Below are 17,069 nucleotides of genomic sequence, written 5' to 3'. Positions count from 1 at the left end.
CAGACCTTGTGGGAGCGCTCCCAAGGTGGCATGCTCCCCGCCATGGGACAGCCCGCGTTCATACGCTCCTACAGCCCCGGCGACCGTGCCGCGCTCGCCGACATCTGTGTCCGGACCGCCGACAACGGCGGGGACTCCCGGCATCTGTACGCCGATCAGGATCTGATGCCCTCGCTGTTCGCCGCGCCGTACGCGTACCTCGAACCCGACCTGGCGTTCGTGCTGGACGATGGCTCCGGCCGGGCGGTCGGGTACGTCCTGGGCACGGCCGACACCACGGCCTTCGCCGCCGCCTTCCGGGAGCGCTGGCTGCCGCTGGTGGCCGACCGCTTCCCGGCCTCCGACGAGGTCCCCACCACACCGACCGAGGAGATGGTCGCGCTCCTGCACCGCCCCGAGCACATGCTCGGCCCGCAGGTCGCCGACTACCCGGCCCACCTGCACATCGACCTGCTGCCGCCCTGGCAGCGCAAGGGCCACGGCCGTGAGCTGATGCGCGCGTTCCTCGACGCGCTGCGGGCCAGGGGGGTCGCCGACGTGTACCTCTCGATGCTGACGGCGAACAAGCCGGCCAGGCTTTTCTACGACCGGCTGGGGTTCCACGAGATCGACGTGCCCGACCCCGGACCGCTGACTTATCTGGGCCGGAGCACCGACAGCGCGGGGCTGTAGGTCGGGCGGTCCGCTGGGCGGCGCGGGTCCGCCGGACGGCCGGTTCACGGGGCGGTGCGGTAGCCGGCCACGATCGGCATCGTCTCGCGCAGCACCCGGGCACTGTCGTTGGCCGCGTCGCCCAGGCGGCGGCCCTTCCAGGTGCCCTCGGCGCTGGAGAAGCGGCTGACGCGGCGGCAGTGCTCACCGCAGGAGGACCGGTAGGCCATGATCGTGTAGTACGCGCCGTCCTCGGTGACCCAGCCGGTGTTGTACGGGCGGGTGCTGCTGACCTCCATGGCCCCCTCCGATCCGTCGGCGACCGTCGTACGGTCGTGGGCCAGGCCCAGGTTGTGGCCGATCTCGTGGCTCGCCGAGTCGAGTGCGATGCCCTGGACGTCCACGACCGCGTAGGCATACGCGTCCGAGGCCGCGGTCAGGTCCGGGGTGTAGTCCCCGGTGCCGCCGCCCCGGCCGGACGCGTCCACCACGAGCGTCACCAGGTCGGCGCCGTAGCGGTCGCGGCGCTGCCGGGCCGTCGCCCCCAGGGCGGGATCGTCGCCCTCGCGGAGTCCGTCGTACGCCGCGTCGAACTCGTCGGAGCCCTCGTACCCCTCCGCCGTGTACGGGTGCACGATCCGGATGGAGTCGCAGACGTCGCTGGCGAGCAGGGACCGGTTCATCCGGGTGGCGATCTCCTGCGCGGACGCGTGTACCTGGTGCACGCCGCCCACGGCCGCCGCTGCCTTCGGTGTGTACACGGTCATCACGTCGACCACCGGGCAGTGGCGGGCCTGCCGGCCCGGTGCCTCCTGGGCGGCACTCGGCGCGGTCCCGTGCGTGGCGCCCGTGCCGCCCGCGGGAGGCGCCAGGGCGAGCGCGGCGACGAGTGGCAGGGACAGGGCTCCCTTGAGGGCGATCGCGGGCACGGGGCGCATCCTTCCGTCCGGGCGGGGGAGCCGGTCGCCATGAGTGTTTCTTGATCGGCGCGGGGCGAAACCGGGCAACCGGACCCGCCCCGGCCCGAGTGGTGGGATGTGCGTGCCCGAACGGTGCAAGTGGGGTGCGCGGAAAGGGAGTCGAGACCGTCCCCGCGCTGCTCGGGGCCCGCCCGGGGGTGCACCGGCCGTCGGCCCGAAGGGGGAGGGGTGCGGCGGCGAGGAGTTGGGCAGGTACATCCGTGCGAAGGGGTAGAAGGCCGCACGGACGAGTACGGATCGAGGGTGGGCGACGTGACGGAACAGAGCGGGTGGCGTTTCACGGACGACCGGGGCCGGGTCGCGGAGACGGATCGGCGCCCCGCGCGAGTGCTGACGTACATTCAGGCGGGCGCCACCCTGTGGGACTTGGGCGTCCGGTCCTGGGGCGTCTTCGGTTCGGGCCACGACGGCGCCGAGATCGACCCGGCGAAGGCGGGGGAGCTCCCGCCGGACCAGGTGGTCTGTCTGGGGGCGGGCACCGCCCTCGACGTGGACACCCTGCTGCAGGGGTCCCCGGACCTCGTGGTGGCCGTCAGCTACGGCGGGGGCCAGGCGTACGGGCTCGATCCCGACACCGCCAAGCACCTGGAGGAACACGTCCCGGTCGTCGTGATCGACGTCGGCCCGTCGCGCACGCTCGCCGGAACCTCTGACCGCTTCGCCGAGCTGGCCCGTTCGCTCGGCGCGGCCGCGACCACCGGCGCGGAGGCGGAACTCGAAGCCGCCCGGGCCCGGTTGCGCGAGGCGGCCCCGGCCGGTGTCCGGGTGGTGGCGCTCTCACCGGCCGACCCGGGCCGGGCGTACGTCGCCCGGCCCGCCCTCTGGCCCGAACTGGCGGCCCTGGACGAGCTGGGCCTCGGCCTCGTCGACCCGCCCCCGGGCCCCGGGGTCAACTGGCACACCGCGCCCTGGGCCGAGGTGGCCGCGCTCGCCCCCCGCGTGCTGCTGACGGACGTCCGGGTCAACGCGGCGCCGCTGAGCGCCCTCCGCGACCAACCGGACTGGGCCGCGCTGCTGGAGGCGGGGACGCTCGTCGTGCCGTGGAACCCGGAACCGCTGTGCAGCGCGCACGCGCACGCACGCTTCCTCTCGACGGTCGCCGACGCCCTGGACTCCGTACGCGGGAACTGAGCGGCAGCCGCCGCGCGAGGGCGGGAGGAGCCCGGCCCCTCGGGAAGCGGGGCCGGGCGCCGTCGTCCGCGTGGTGGCCGTCCGCCGGCCGGGTGGTCAGCCGACGGCGACCCAGGGGCCGTAGGGGTCGCCCGGGGCCTGGTTGCGCGTGTACCACTTCGCCCGGTACGCCCTGCCCCGGTAGACCGCCACGTCGTCGGTCCGGAAGATCCTCGACGCGGTCCAGACGGCGGTGCCGTCCTCGGTGAGGGCGATCTCCTGCCAGGGGCCGTACGGATCTCCGGGCGTCTGGTTCCGGGTCCACCAGGACGCCTGGTAGAGGGCGCCGCCGTAGCTCACCGTGTCGCCGGTGTCGTAGACCTGCGCCGGTCTCCAGGCCGTCGGCGGAACGCCGGCGATCTCGACGGCGGCGGGCAGGGCGACGGTGAAGCCCCACTCGTCGGTGGCCGTCACGGTGACCGGATAGCGGCCGGGCGTCAGGGACTTGACGGCCGTCAGGTCGACGCGGACGGTGCCCGGGACGTCGAGCACCGGCTGCAGTCGGGCCAGCACGGCGGCCTCGTCCACGGTGTCGCCCGCGGTGAAGGCGGCCGTCGTGGCCGACAGCACCAGACCGGGCACCGGCGCGACGCGGACGGTCTCCGCCACCGGGGCGGAGGTCCAGCGGCCGTGGACGGCGGTGATCAGGACGGTGTACCAGCCGGGCTCGGCGAAGTCGACGCCGGAGAGGTCGGCCCGCAGGACCGCGTCGGCCGGGTCTGCGCCGGCTCCGGTGTCCGTGAGGAACGCGGCGGCGTCCACCGGCCCGTGTCCGGCCTGGTAGGCGACGGTCCGCTGGTCCACCGAGACGACCGGCAGCTCGGGGGGAGGGGCGGTGCCACCGTCGCCGAGGGTGAAGGTGGTGACGGCGGCGGCGTGGTCGCTCGCCCAGGAGTTGTCCGCCACGTCGTCCTCGGAGGGCCAGCCGACGGTCAGCGCGTGCGCCTCGTCGACGTGCAGGCCGTCGCCCTGGTACCAGACGTAGTCGATGCGGTCCTGCGGCTCGTCCTTGCCGTTGGCGTTGCCGGAGGTGACCGGGGACCAGGTGTTCCCCGGGTCGGAGTCCGGATCGGGGTTGGCGACGCGGTAGGAGTCGGTCAGACCGAGGCCCGCGAAGACGTCCGGCACCGGCCAGTCCACCGTCCCGGCGTCGCAGTGCGCGCCGCCGGCGGACGCGGTCCAGTCGGTGGCCGAGGGAGAGGCCAGGTCACCGAGGAGCAGCACCGGGGTGTCGCCCGTGAGGTCGGCCGCCATCTCCTGGGCCACGGCGCGGGCCTGGGCGTAACGCGCGGTGGTCCGCTCGTGCGCCGCGAGGTCGGTGGCCCCGTCGAAGCAGGCGCGGTAGGGGCCGTAGTCGGCCTCGTCCAGGTGGGTGTTCCAGACCCGCACCGGGGTGCCGGCCACGTCCAGGGTGACGGCGGCGGCCGGGGCCGTACCGGTCGGGGCGACCCGGTCCGCGTCGGCGATCGGATAGGCGGAGACGATGCCGAGATCGCCCGAGGCGTAGACGTCCCAGCCGAGGGCGGCGCCGACCTCGCGGGCCATCGCCGCGCCGCCGTCCTGGAACCCGGTCAGTGTGATGCCCTGGGTGGCGATCGCGGCGACGTTCTTGGCGACCGCGTCGGTGACGTGGCTGCCACCGTCCCAGGCGTTCCAGGACGCGCTCTGCAGTTGCGGGGCGGCGCCGGCCGTCGTGACCGGGACCTGCAGCAGGATCCGGGCCGTGGTCGTGCCGTCGGTCGCCTCCACGGTGAGCGCGCCCTCGTCCTGCGGGACCTCGGCGGGAGCGGTGCCGGTGACGACGCCGTCGGCGTTCACGTCCAGCCAGGAGTCCCCGGAGACCTTGCGGAAGACGGTCCCGCCCCCGCCCGGCCGCGTCCAGCCCGCCTTCCACAGTCCGGCGAGCGGCTGGCGTACGGCGGTGGAGACGGGCGCGGCGGGCAGCCGGAACGTGTCGCTCATGAAGCCGGTGGTGCCCAGCGGGCCCAGCTTGGTGAGCCGGAGACCGTCGAAGGAGACCGTCGCGGAGTCCAGGTACAGACCCGTGACGCCCGTGGTGGTGCGGGGGAGGGAAACGTCCGCGAGGACGAGCCGGTCGTCGACGTAGAAGTCGGCGGTGGTGCCGTGCACCTCCAGAGCGAGGTGCGCGTCGGTGCCGGTGCCCAGGCTGCTGCCGAGCGATGCGCCGGCGAGGGCCGTGGCGGCGGTGGGCGACTGGACGACGGCGCGGACGCCGTCGGCGGCCGTGGTGCCGCTGCGGACGGCGAACGCCGGGTAGGGGCGCACCCCGTCGACGGGGGTGTCCGCGATCAGCGCGAACCACGGGTCGTCCGGCCGCAGCACGCTGTCGAAGCGGGCGGTGGTCTCCAGGAGGTAGTCGTCCAGATGCGGCCCGAAGGTCAGCACCGGCTGGTCACCGGCGGCGGGGGACCGGCCGGTCAGCCGCCCACCGGTGACCGTCCAGGGCTCCGAGCCGGTGGCCTGGTTCCAGCAGTCGACCGCGTCGGACCGGGAGAAGTCCTCGTCCAGGACGACCGTGCCGGCCGGGGCGTCCGCTGCGTCCGCGAGGCCGTCCTCGTACGCGGTGCAGTCGGGCGCTCCGGCGGGCGGGGCGCCGTTCGTGGCGGAGAAGGCAGCGATCTGATCGGCCGTCAGCGCGCCGGTCCACACGTCGGCGGTGGAAATACTGACGGGCGAGGGGGTCTCGATGCCCCCGCCGGCCGCGGAGTCGGCGCCCAGGGTCCAGTTCTGCGCGCCGGTCGCGGGAACGGTGAGCGCGCCCGTCGCCGCCGTGGCCGAGGCGAGCACGCCGTCCATGTACAGCTTGACGTTCTGGCCGTCCCAGCTGGCCACCGCGTCGTACCAGCGGCCCGGGACGATGGGCGTGCGGGTGTACTTGTAGCCGCCGGCGTTCACCGAGAACGCCAACTGCCCGCTGTCGATCTGGAGATCGGCCCCGCCGGACTGGGCGTTCGAGCAGATCGCCCTCTGCCCGGTGGCCGGGACCGTCGCGCCGTTCCAGCGGAAGCGGCATCCGACGGTGAACCCGCCGGTGAGCTTCGACCACTGGCCGGCGAACGGATAGCTGTACGCGTCCGAGGTGCCGTTGAAGGTGGCCACCGGCTTGCCGGCGCCCGGGTCGCGGGTGATCGCCGGTACGCCCTTGGCGACGGGCATCAGGCCCTGGGCGCGGTCGGCGGGGGTGCGGTCCGCGAAGTCGACGGCGAGGACGTCCGGGGAAGGCACCTCGGTGGCCGCCGTCGCGGTCGTGGGCGCGGCGGCCTGCGGGGCGGGCGTCGCCGCTCCCGCCGGACCCGCGAGCAGGGTGGTCGGGGTGAGCAGCAGGGCCAGTGCGGCCAGCCGGGCGGCGTGGTGACGGGTGCGCGGTCTCATGTTCTCGCTCCTCAGACCGTAGCCACGCGGCCGGCGTACCGCTGGGTCCAGCCGGTACCGGTGTCGGCGGTGACGACGACGTCGTAGTAGCCGAGCCGGGTCGGCCAGTCGACGGTGGTGGTGGCCCCGCCGGTGACGACGTACGTCTGGGTGGCGCCGAGGTAGTCGTGGGCGGTGAGGGTGTAACGGACAGGCTTGGTGCCGTCGTTGCGCAGGGTGAGGCGCACCCCGGCCTCCTTGCCGGGGACCAGTTCGGCGTCCACGCGCGGGACGGGGATGTTCTTCTGCGTGGCGGGGACGATCTGGCCGGCGAACGAGCGTACGAAGCCGTCGGGGCCGTAGACGGAGAAGGCGTACTTCCCGTCCGTCTTGCGGGCGTCCCAGGTGTGCGTGCGCGGGGCCGGGGCGGAGACCGTATAGGGGGTGTTGGCGAACGGCAGGTACCTGTCGGGGAAGACCTGGAGGCTGACCGCCTTGCCGTCCGGGCCGCCCGCCAGCGTCATGGTGGCGGTCACCGTGCCCGCGGAGCGGTTCTCGCTCAGCGTGGCGTGCGGGTGGAAGGAGAGCCCGCGCGGCTTCATCCGGTCCGCGGACAGCGGCGGGGGCGTGCCGTTCACCGGGTCGGCGATGTCGGCCGGGCCCGGCTGCGGGTGGGCGAAGTCGATGGCGCTGGTCAGGTCGCCGGAGACGGAGCGCCGCCAGTCGGAGATGTTCGGGCAGGTGAAGGGCTTGCCGAGGTGGGCGGCCCAGGTCTCCAGGAACTTCACCGTCGAGGTGTGGTCGAAGACCTCGGAGGCGACGTAACCTCCGCGCGTCCACGGGGAAACCAGCAGCATCGGCACCCGCGGGCCGAACCCGTAGGGCATGGTGCCGGAGAACTCGCCCGCCGTGCCCGCCTCGGGACGCGGCGGCAGGACGTGGTCGAACTTCCCGTCGTTCTCGTCGTAGGTGATGATCACCAGGGTGTGGTCCCAGATGTCGGGATTGCTCTGGAGGGTGCGGAGCACCTTGTCCATGTAGCGCTCGCCGTGCACCGTGTCGAAGTTGGGGTGCTCGCTCCAGGCGGCCGGCATGACGATCCAGGAGACCTCCGGCAACGGGTGCTCGGCGCCGGGCTCGCAGGCGGCGGAGAGGTCCGACAGCACCGCTTCGAGGTTCGCTTCGGAGTCGTCGTTCGGGGTGGTCGTCCCCGAGTAGAGGAAGGAGTTGGCCTTCCAGACCTTGCCGGTGCCCGGCTCCAGATCCTCGGGGGCGGCCGAGCGGGGGTCGAAGGCCCGGAAGCTGTTGGTGACGTTACAGCCGTAGTCACCGACGAACCCGCTCTGCAGGGCGCCGCCGAGGCCGTTGCCGCTGTTGTCGCTGTAGACCCGCCAGTCGATGCCGGCCTGCTGGAGCTGCTCGGGCACCGTCAGCCAGCTACGGCTGTAGTCGTTCTGCCCGGCGTTGGAGGTCTCACCGTGGGAGGTGCCGGTCATCAGGTAGTAGCGGTTGGGGATCGTCGGGCCGTGCAGCGAACAGAAGTTCATGTCGCAGACGGTGTACTGGCTCGCCAGCGAGTACATCCACGGCATGTGGTCGGGGGTGTAGTAGCGCATGCAGCCGGCGCCCTTGTCCTGCACCCAGGTGTTCCAGCGGCCTTCGTTCGCGCCGTAGAAGTTGTGGTTGTCGCCCCAGGTCGCGGTCGTGGCGGACGGCACGACGACGGTGCCGTCCGCGTCGCGCTGCTGGAAGACGCTCGTGCCGTCCTGGAAGATCAGCGCCTGCTTGTCGTCGTGCCCGCGCACGCCGGGGAGCTTGCCGAGGTAGTGGTCGAAGGAGCGGTTCTCCTGCATCAGGATCACCACGTGCTTCAGGTCCGAGATGTCGCCCCGGTAGCCGGCGGGCAGGACGTACTCGGCCGCTTCGGCGGTGGGCGCGGCGGCGGCCTGGGCGACGGAGCCGCTCGCGAGCGCGCCGAGCGCGACGGCGGCGCCGCGCAGCATCGACCGTCGGGAGAGGCGGAGTTCGGTGACGGCCCCGGGCGCGCCCGCTGCTGGCACCTGGTCGGCGGGTTCCGGCGCGGCGGGGTCCCGCACCGCGAATTCCAGCCGCGCGAGCGCCTGTTCCGGAGACAGGAGACCGGCGAGCGGGGACTCGGTCGTGGTGAGCGTCATCAAGGGCCTCCGGGGGAGAGGGGTTTCGGTGGTACGCACGCCGCCGTGTACCCGGCCGGGGCCGACCGGGACCGCGCCCCCGCGGTCGCCCTCTCCCCGAGTCGGGGACCGGTGGCACCGGTGTCGGGACGACGCGCGCACGGGCCCGGACCGGGCGGGCTCCGACGGGGCCGATCCACGATGTGTGCTCGCGAGAACGTAGTGCCGCGAGGTGAATTCCCGGCGACCGTGCGCGGATGACCGGCGCACCGGCGGATGATGATCTTGTCGTTCCGCCCGCCGCACGTGTTCCGCCGGCCGCACGTGTTCCGCCCGCCGCGCGGTCCGTCCGCGGTACGGCGGCCCGCGCGCCACCGTGGCGCCCGGGCCGTGGACCGCCCATGGCCGGCGCCCCGTACGGGCGGCCAGGGATCGCGCCCCGGTGCCGGGCTGGCGAAAGTGGTCAGAACCGGGCATCCGCCCCGCCCTTCCGGCCGGAAGAGGAGGTGCGGGACCGGTCTTCCGCCCTCCCGCCCACGGGAAGGCAGTCCGCCCCACCGTCTCCGGGAGCCAGCCATGCAGAAGGACAAGCACCCCGACTACCGGCCCGTCGTGTTCCGCGACCGGTCGGCCGGATACGCCTTCCTCACGCGGTCCACCGCGTCCAGCGAGAGGAGCATCGAATGGGACGACGGCAACACCTACCCGGTCGTCGACGTCGAGATCTCCGCCGAGAGCCACCCCTTCCACACCGGCCACGCCCGTGCCGTGGACACGGAGGGACGGATCGCCAAGTTCGAACGGCGGTACGGGGAAGCGGGTCGTGAGGACGGTTCCTGAGACGTCGGCCCGGCGCGTCCGGACAGCCTGCCGGCCTCTGTGTGTATCCGACGGCTCATCCTCCGGTCGGAGGTCCGGTGACGGTGGCCGGGTCGTGTTCCACCACCGGTTGCGGAGATCTCCACTCGAACAGGTGAGGGTAAGTCACCCGTTCGGCGGTGTCGAACGCATCCTCGCCGCGTGTTGCGCCGTTCGCATGACAGGGTACGGGCCGATCAGGGGAGCGGGGCGACGGGTGACGAGCGGACGGGCGGCAGCGGCCGCCGGCGGCGACGGCGTACGTACGGCGGTGCTGGAAGGCGTGGCGGGATGGGTCCCGGGGGAACCGGTGGGCAACGACGCGTTGCCCGCGGCCTGGGGCGTCGACGACGCGTGGGTGCGCCGTCGTACGGGCATCGTGAGCCGGCACCGGGCGGGTCCCGGCCTCTCCACCGGAGACCTCGCCCACGAGGCGGCCCGCCGCCTCGTCGACGGGTCCGCGCCCGGACCGGTGGACGCGCTGGTGCTCGCCACGGCCACCCCCGACCACCTCTGCCCGGGCACCGCGCCCGCCCTCGCCGCCCGGCTCGGTCTGGGCACGGTCCCCGCCTTCGACATCGCGGCCGTCTGCAGCGGCTTCGTCTACGGACTCGCCGTCTGCCACGGACTGGTCGCCTCCGGCCTCTACCGCCGCGTCCTGCTGGTGGGCGCCGACGTCTACTCCACCTGGCTGGACCCCGGGGACCGGTCGGCCGGAGTGGTCTTCGGCGACGGGGCGGGGGCCGCGCTGGTCGCCGCGGGCCGCAGCGGCGACCCGGGTGAACTCCTCGCCTTCGACCTGGGCAGCGACGGTACGGGCCGCGACCTGATCACCGTGCCCGGAGGCGGCGCACGGGCCCGCGCCACCGGCAAACCGCCCGCCGAGGGCGACGGCTTCTTCCGGATGCGGGGCAGCACGGTCTACGAACACGCGGTGCTGCGCATGGCCGCCTCCTGCCGGGCGCTGATGACCTCGGTGGGCTGGGGCCCCGCCGACGTCGACCATTTCGTGCCGCACCAGGCCAACGGCCGCATCATGAGCGCCGTGGCCCAGCGTGTCGGCATCGGGCCGGACCGCTGCGTCACCCATCTCGACCGGGTGGGCAACACCGGCGCCGCCTCCATCCCGCTCGCGTTGGCCGACGCCGAGGAGCGGGGGCGCCTGTGCGCGGGGGACCACGTGCTGATCACCGCGTTCGGAGGCGGACTCACCTGGGGCTCGGCGGCACTTCGCTGGCCGGGGGCCCCGCGTACGACCACGAAAGGTAGGACAGACCATGTCGCACTCCGCTGACAGAAGCACCAGGGCCACTTCTCGGGACCGGGCGGCCGAGTCGGCGAGAGCGGCCCGCCGCCCCGCGCCGGGCGGCGCGCACCTCGGGATCCGGCCCGGCGCCGCCGTAGCCGTCACCGGCCTCGGGGTGGTCACCCCCGCGGGAGCGGACGAGCACTCCTTCTGGGCGGGGCTCTGCTCCGGCCTCTCCGCAGCCCGCAGGTGCGAGGAACTCGTCGGCCTGCCGGTCGACTTCGCCTGCCCCGTGGACGGCGTCGACCTCGACGCCGTGATCGGCGGACGCTCCGTGTGGCGGATGGCCCGGTTCGTGAAACTGGCACTCGTCGCCGCCCGGCAGGCTGTCGCCGACGCCGGGCACGACCCCGCGCGCTGGGACGGCGGCCGGGTCGGCGTGGTGCTCGGAGTCGGCGTGGGCGGCGTCTCGGTGCTCGTCGACAACGCCCGCAGACTGTCCGACGACGGGCCGGACGCCGTGTCGCCGCTGCTGGTCCCCATGATGATCCCGAACGCCGCCGCCGGGGAAGTGGCCATCGCCCTCCGTGCCCACGGTCCGAGCCTCGCCCCCGTCACGGCCTGCGCCTCCGGTGCGACGGCCATCAGCGTCGCCCGCGACCTGCTGGACAGCGGCCAGTGCGACATCGTGGTGGCCGGCGGCGCCGAATCCGTCCTCACCCCCCTCGTCGTGACCGCGTTCGCCCGGATGGGCGCCCTCTCCACCAGGTCCGACGACCCGGCGAGCGCCTCCCGCCCGTTCGCCGCCGACCGGGACGGCTTCGTCATGGGCGAGGGCGCCGCCATGCTCGTAATGGAACGCGCGGACGACGTACGCGCCCGGGGCGGGCGCACCCGCGCGCTGCTCGCCGGGGCCGGCTCCAGTACCGACGCCTACCACCCCACCGCGCCCGAACCCGACGGCCGGGGCGCACAGCGCGCGGTGGAGGAGGCCCTGCGGCAGGCCGGCTGGGCGCCCGGCGAGGTCGACCACGTCAACGCCCACGGCACTTCCACCCTGCTCAACGACGCGATGGAGACCGCCCTCATCGGCCGCCTCTTCCCGCACGCGCCCACGGTCACCGCGCCCAAGGGCGTCGTCGGACACACCCTCGCGGCGGCCGGGGCCATCGAGGCCGTGGCCACCGTGCTGACCCTGGAACACGGGCTCGTCCCGCCGATCGCCAACCTGGACTCGGTGACCGACGCGTTCGCGCTCGACTGCGTGGTGAAGGAGCCGCGCAGGCAGTGCGCCGAGACCGCCGTCAGCCACTCCTTCGGCTTCGGGGGGCACAACGTGGCGCTGGCGTTCCGGCGTGCCTGACGATGCGTCACCGGCGTGGGTCCTCCCAGGTACGTCACACGCTCGCGTCGCTCCCGTTCGGCCGGACAAGCGCCGACATGCCCGGTGACAACAGACCCGCTGCTGACGGCCCGGACGGGGCTCGGCCCACGGACCACGAGGGGTGTCCTCGCCGTTCGGTGATCGTCCGACCGAGTCCCATGAGGTCTCGGCCTCGTCGCAGACACCGCGCAGGTGGTGCGCCGTCCTTGGAAGGAGGTGGCGCGCCGTCCTTGGAAGGAGGGGGCGCGCGGCCACCCTCTATTCCTCCGGGTCCCAGGCCGCGAGCCGGTCGAGGAGATCGCGGTCACCGTTCAGCTTCAGGGAGTCCAACGGGATACGGCCGTAGAAAGCCAGGAGCAGGTCATTGGCCGTACCCAGTGCGGAGGCGTCGACCCCGTCCGGCTCCCCGTCGGGCGCCGGCCCCCTGCCGGGTACGGGCAGGCGCGCGACCCGAGCGCCGTCGCCGGAGACCCAGTTGCGCCAGGAACAGCCCTCGGTGACGTGGTAGTCGACGGCGGCCGGCCGGTACGGCCAGGCGACCGTGGTGGTGCAGAGGGTGAACAGGAACTCCTCGACACCGTCGAGCGCGATCGCGTCCGGCAGTGACTGCGGAGCGCCCACGGCGAGTTGTGCGTCGTAGGTGTGCACAGCGATCTCGTGGAGCTGGTGCCGGGCCACAGCACCGCAGGTTCGCGGGGTCTGCGACCTGCCCCACCACGTCCAGCAACCGCGATCCGGACCCGCCTCCCGCAACGCGTCGACCAGTTGCCGCGTGGACTCGGCCAGCCAGGCGAGCAGGGCCTCGCGTTCCCGAGGCGCCGGGTAGCCCTGCGGTGCGGACTTGGACGTGGCATCGGGTCCCGCCGCGATGGTGGCGGCCCAGGCGCGGCGGCCCTCACCCAGGTGACGTACCAGGTCGAGCAGCGTCCACTCGGGGCACGTCGGCACTCGCACGTCGAGGTCGGGCGCGGCTGCGACCGCGGCACGGAAGGCCGACGACCGATCGTCGATCAGGCGCAGCAGCTCGGGGAAGTCCAGAGTGATGTTCACACCGGGTGTCTACCACTACGATCCGATGACCGGCCAAGGTTTTCGCGGCGGGCGCGACGGGCGCGCGGTGCGCCCCGCAGCTCTGACCGTGCCCGGGAGAGGGCCGGCGAGGGGTGTCCTCGCCGTTCCGTGATCGTTCAACCGAACATGACCCCTCTCCCCGTCGCAGCGCCGCCGTCTGCCGTCACGGACGCGCTGACCGCCGTGATCTTCGGTCCCGACTTCCGCCGCGAGCACGCCTTTTGGCGCCGGCTGACCACCACCGAGCCATTCCGCGGCGGTGCATGCGCCACACCGGAGGAGCAACTCGTACGCGGCTACGAGCGGTTGCGGCTGATCAACCGCTCCCTCGACAGCGCGGCCCGGCTCGCCGCCGACGTACGTGCCCTCACCGCGATGCACGAGTGGCTCGGGCCCGTCGACCCCACCCTCGCCACGGTGGCGGGCATCCACTACAACCTCTTCCTCGGCAGCCTGCTCGACCACGACCCCGAGGGCCGCCGCGACCTCTCGGGCCCGTTGCACATGGACGAGATCGGCACCTTCCTCTGTACGGAGGTCGCGCACGGGAACGACGCGACCGAGGTGGAGACCACCGCCACCTACGATCCTGCGCGCGACGGATTCGTGCTGCGGACCCCGCACGCGGGGGCGCAGAAGTTCATGCCCAACACCAGCCCGGTGGGCGGCCCCAAGAGCGGGCTGGTCGCCGCCAGGCTCGTCGTCGACGGGACGGACCACGGCGTCTTCCTGTTGCTCGTTCCGCTGACCGACGGTGCCGCGGCCCGCCCGGGCGTACGGGTGCAGAGGCTGCCGGCCCGGATGGGTTCGCCGGTGGACCACTGCCTCACCTCGTTCGACGACTGCTTCGTACCCCGTACGGCACTGCTCGCCGGGCCCCACGGACACGTGGACGACGACGGCGGGTTCGCCAGCGCGCTGCCGAGCAGGCGGCGGCGCCTGCTCGTCTCGATCGGCAGGGTCACCCCGGGCAAGCTGGCCATGAGCGCCTGCGCGGTCGGCTCGGCACGCGTCGCGCTCGCCGTCGCCGTGCGTTACGCCGGGCACCGTACGGTCGCGGGCCCGCGCGGCACCGGCACCGTTCCCGTGTATGCCCACCGCACCCACCACGGCCCGCTGGCGGAGGCGTTGGCGACGGTCTTCGCGATGAGTCTGCTGCACCGCCGTGCGCTGGACCGCTGGGAGGCGAGCGCCGGCGAGGGCGGGGCCGACCGGGGGGCGGCGGAGCGGCTGGTGGCCGTCGCCAAGGGATGGATCACCTGGCAGGCGCGGGACGTGATCGTGGAGTGCCGTGAACGCTGCGGTGCGCAGGGGCTGCTGGAGCACAACGGGCTCGCCGGACTGGTCACCGGTATCGAGGGCACCATCACCGCGGAAGGCGACAATCTCGCCGTGCACGCCAAGGCGGCGGCCGAGATGCTGCTGCTCGCCCCGGAGGCCCCGGAGTCCGGGGACGCCGGGGCGCCGGAGCCGGGCGACCTCCGGGACCCCGCCTTCCTGCGCCGGCTGCTCGCCGCGGTGGAGGCCCTCCATTTCGCGCGGGCCCGGGCGCGGATGGGCGCCGCCCCGCCCGGGGACGCGCTCGGCCGGTGGAACGCGGCCTCGGGGGCGGCCCTGCGCGGTGTGGGGGAGCACGCGGCCCGGCAGGCAGCCGAGGCGTTCGGGCAGGCCGTCGCCGCCCTGCCCGAGGGGCCCGCGCGCGAACGGCTCGCCGAGATCGAGCGGTTGTACCTGCTCCGGCAGGTCGGCCGCAGCGCCGGAGAGCTGCTGGCCTACGGTCGGCTGACTGCCGGACAGGTACGCGACCTGCCCGGCCTGTACGAAGAGGCCGTGGCCGCCGTCGCCGCGCACGCCCCCGCGCTGGTGGAGTCGTTCGCACTGCCGGACGAGCTCTTCACGGAGCGCCCGATCGCCGGGCCCGCGTACGCCGACGCCTACGACGACCCGGACGGTCCCTGGCACCGGGAGGCCGCGACCCGCGCGAACGAGGTCTCCCTGCGGACGGGGGAGGAGGCCGATCGGTGACGCGGCGAGTCCGCACGCCGGCCGCCCGTGAGGGACGTGGCCGAGTGGTACGCGAGGCCATGGCCTCACTCGGGGTGAAGGCCGTCCTTCTGGCGTATTGGGGAACGGTCTTCGTTGTCTCGAAGGGGCGCAAGAAGCCGCAGGTGGGCGTAGAGGAATCGGTTCGCCGGAAGGCGTAACCAGACAGGGCTCAGCGAGTTACCGACATGGGGCCGCTGAAGCTCCCGCCACCCCCCAGGTATGTGCCCGAATACAAGAGGAAGATCATGAAGGCCATTCATCCGAAGATCGTCGGCGTGCTGACCGATACGTTCAAGGTGCCCCCGGCCGAGATTCACCCGGAGTCCACGATGGACAGCCTGGAGATGGACTCGCTCGCGGTGGCGGAGTTCGCCGTCATCATCAAGGAAACCCTCGGCATCCACACCCCCGTCGACACCCTCCACCGGGACGCCACCCTCGCGGACATCTCGGATTTCATCCGCGCGGCGGCCCGCCGCGGGGAACCGGTGAGCAACGCCCGATGAAGAGGCCCGAGATCGCCGTCACCGGACTCGGCATGATCACCCCGGCGGGCAACGACACGGCCTCCACCTGGGAGGGTGTGCTCGCCGGGGTGTCCTCGGCCCGTGCGGTCCCCGAACTGGCAGGATGCGCGGTCGACTTCGCCTGCACGGTCACCGGTATCGATCTGGACGATGCCGTCGGCGGCCGGACCGCCTACCGGATGGGCAAGTACGTCAAGTTCGCCGTGCTCGCGGCCCGGGAGGCGGTGGCGGACGCCGGCCTCGACCCGCGCGGCTGGGACGGCGCCCGGGTGTCGGTCGTGGTGGGCACCAGCAGCGGAGGCTCGGCAGCCCTCTCCGAGCAGGCCGTGGTGCTGGACCGGCTGGGGGCCGAGGCCTCCTCGCCGGCGGGCATCCTGCTCACCATCCCCAACATGCCCGCCGCGGAGATCGCGATCCAGCTCGGTGCCACCGGCCCCAGCCTCGCTCCGTGTACGGCCTGTTCGTCCGGGGTCACCGCCCTGTCGGTGGCGCGGGACATGCTGATGAACGGTCAGTGCGACATCGCCATTGCCGGGGCCACCGAGTCGATCGTCTTCCCGGTGGCGATGACCGGCCTGGCCCGGTCCGGAGCGGCGGCGCTGCCGGACGGCGACCCGTCGAGGCTCTGCCGTCCGTTCGCCGAGGACCGCGCGGGCCTCGTCATGGGGGAGGGCGCCGCCATCATGGTGCTGGAACGGACCGAGGACGCCCTGACCAGGGGGGCGGTACCCCGGGCGCTGATCGCGGGCACGGGGGCCACCACCGACGCCCACCACCCCACCAGCCCGCACCCCTCCGGGAAGGTGGCCCAGGCGGCCGTCGAAGCCGCCCTCCGGGACGCGGACTGGCAGGCCGAGGACGTCGGCCACGTCAACGCGCACGGCACGGCGACCCCGCTGAACGATGCCACCGAGGCCGCCCTCATCTCCCGGGCCTACCCGCACCGGCCGCCGGTCACCGCTCCGAAGGGGGTGCTCGGCCACTGCATGGGAGCGGCGGGGGCCATCGAGGCCGCGCTCACCGTGCTGACCCTCCAGCACCAGGTCGTCCCACCGATCGCCAACCTGGACGCCCCGGCGCCCGGGTTCGACATCGACTGCGTCACCAAGGCGCCCCGGCCCGTCGACGTCAGCAGGGCCGTCAGTCACTCATTCGGATTCGGCGGCCACAACGCCGTGATCGCGCTGCGGCTTCCCTGACCACGGGGCCGTACGACAGCGGGTGCCGCCGAACGGAATCCGGCGGCGCCCGCTGTCGTACCACCGTCCCCGGCTCCCGCGCCCGCTGTCGTACGGCCGCCCTCGAGGCCCGCGGCGGCGGTCGTCCAGGACCCCGACGGGCCCCGGACGCGGCCCGAGGGGCGTGATAGCTTCCCAGTGCCAGTCGCACTCCACACAGGGGTCAGGGAATCCGGTGAGAGTCCGGAACTGACGCGCAGCGGTGAGGGGGACGGGCGGGGCCACGGCCACTGGGAGACCCACGGGTGTCCCGGGAAGGCGCCCCGTCCGCACGAACCCGAGTCCGAAGACCTGCTGGCGCCCTGCGCCCCGTACGGGTCGCAGTACTCCGTACAACGGGCCCCGCGCATGGGCCCAGAGACGCCGAGGTACC

Annotated in this window: 12 protein-coding genes and 1 riboswitch; of the genes, 8 read left to right on the top strand and 4 right to left on the bottom strand. The window is 73.6% G+C overall.

Annotated features, from left to right (window positions below):
* Positions 1–42 precede the first annotated feature (42 nt).
* Complete coding sequence (locus OHA55_RS31515; protein ID WP_266712955.1) at positions 43–672, top strand: N-acetyltransferase; 630 nt, start codon at positions 43–45, stop codon at positions 670–672.
* A 44-nt stretch (positions 673–716) separates the two neighbouring features.
* Here OHA55_RS31515 and OHA55_RS31510 read toward each other — a convergent pair whose 3' ends face one another.
* Positions 717–1,580, bottom strand: coding sequence for a M12 family metallo-peptidase (locus tag OHA55_RS31510; protein WP_266712926.1), 864 nt, complete (start codon positions 1,578–1,580; stop codon positions 717–719).
* A 303-nt stretch (positions 1,581–1,883) separates the two neighbouring features.
* Here OHA55_RS31510 and OHA55_RS31505 point away from each other — a divergent pair, with 303 nt between their 5' ends.
* Positions 1,884–2,762 (top strand): ABC transporter substrate-binding protein, encoded by an 879-nt coding sequence (locus tag OHA55_RS31505; protein ID WP_266712924.1) that lies wholly within the window; start codon positions 1,884–1,886, stop codon positions 2,760–2,762.
* Between the two features lie 96 nt (positions 2,763–2,858).
* Here the strand turns inward: OHA55_RS31505 and OHA55_RS31500 are convergent, their stop codons facing one another.
* Complete coding sequence (locus OHA55_RS31500; protein WP_266712922.1) at positions 2,859–6,194, bottom strand: LamG-like jellyroll fold domain-containing protein; 3,336 nt, start codon at positions 6,192–6,194, stop codon at positions 2,859–2,861.
* A gap of 11 nt (positions 6,195–6,205) precedes the next feature.
* A complete protein-coding gene (locus OHA55_RS31495; protein WP_266712920.1) occupies positions 6,206–8,347 on the bottom strand; it encodes an alkaline phosphatase family protein in 2,142 nt (713 codons plus the stop codon).
* A gap of 555 nt (positions 8,348–8,902) precedes the next feature.
* Between OHA55_RS31495 and OHA55_RS31490 the strand changes: the two genes are divergently transcribed.
* The 3 genes from OHA55_RS31490 to OHA55_RS31480 all read left to right on the top strand — a co-directional run bounded on the left by OHA55_RS31490 (position 8,903) and on the right by OHA55_RS31480 (position 11,793).
* Positions 8,903–9,166: a type B 50S ribosomal protein L31 gene (locus OHA55_RS31490; RefSeq protein WP_266712918.1), complete on the top strand. Its 264-nt coding sequence runs from the start codon at positions 8,903–8,905 to the stop codon at positions 9,164–9,166.
* A 235-nt stretch (positions 9,167–9,401) separates the two neighbouring features.
* Positions 9,402–10,478: a beta-ketoacyl-ACP synthase 3 gene (locus OHA55_RS31485; RefSeq protein ID WP_266712916.1), complete on the top strand. Its 1,077-nt coding sequence runs from the start codon at positions 9,402–9,404 to the stop codon at positions 10,476–10,478.
* Positions 10,462–11,793 carry a beta-ketoacyl-[acyl-carrier-protein] synthase family protein gene (locus OHA55_RS31480; RefSeq protein WP_266712914.1) on the top strand — a complete coding sequence of 444 codons (1,332 nt, stop codon included), beginning with the start codon at positions 10,462–10,464 and terminating at the stop codon, positions 11,791–11,793. The genes OHA55_RS31485 and OHA55_RS31480 overlap by 17 nt, the downstream gene beginning before the upstream one ends.
* 279 nt (positions 11,794–12,072) lie before the next feature.
* On the opposite strand, the gene OHA55_RS31475 is transcribed toward OHA55_RS31480, so the two are convergent.
* Positions 12,073–12,864 carry a maleylpyruvate isomerase N-terminal domain-containing protein gene (locus OHA55_RS31475; RefSeq protein ID WP_266712912.1) on the bottom strand — a complete coding sequence of 264 codons (792 nt, stop codon included), beginning with the start codon at positions 12,862–12,864 and terminating at the stop codon, positions 12,073–12,075.
* Between the two features lie 147 nt (positions 12,865–13,011).
* Here OHA55_RS31475 and OHA55_RS31470 point away from each other — a divergent pair, with 147 nt between their 5' ends.
* The 3 genes from OHA55_RS31470 to OHA55_RS31460 all read left to right on the top strand — a co-directional run bounded on the left by OHA55_RS31470 (position 13,012) and on the right by OHA55_RS31460 (position 16,657).
* Positions 13,012–14,910, top strand: a complete 1,899-nt coding sequence (locus tag OHA55_RS31470; RefSeq protein WP_266712910.1) for an acyl-CoA dehydrogenase — start codon at positions 13,012–13,014, stop codon at positions 14,908–14,910.
* A 266-nt stretch (positions 14,911–15,176) separates the two neighbouring features.
* Positions 15,177–15,437, top strand: coding sequence for an acyl carrier protein (locus OHA55_RS31465; protein ID WP_266712908.1), 261 nt, complete (start codon positions 15,177–15,179; stop codon positions 15,435–15,437).
* Positions 15,434–16,657: a beta-ketoacyl synthase gene (locus OHA55_RS31460; protein ID WP_266712906.1), complete on the top strand. Its 1,224-nt coding sequence runs from the start codon at positions 15,434–15,436 to the stop codon at positions 16,655–16,657. The genes OHA55_RS31465 and OHA55_RS31460 overlap by 4 nt, the downstream gene beginning before the upstream one ends.
* A gap of 164 nt (positions 16,658–16,821) precedes the next feature.
* Positions 16,822–17,010, top strand: a riboswitch (cobalamin riboswitch).
* The last annotated feature ends 59 nt before the right edge of the window (positions 17,011–17,069 follow it).

Source organism: Streptomyces sp. NBC_00102 (assembly GCF_026343115.1).
In the GTDB taxonomy this organism is placed as follows: domain Bacteria; phylum Actinomycetota; class Actinomycetes; order Streptomycetales; family Streptomycetaceae; genus Streptomyces.
The sequence above is the reverse complement of the archived record's forward strand: the minus strand, read 5'-3'. Positions and strand labels throughout refer to the sequence as shown.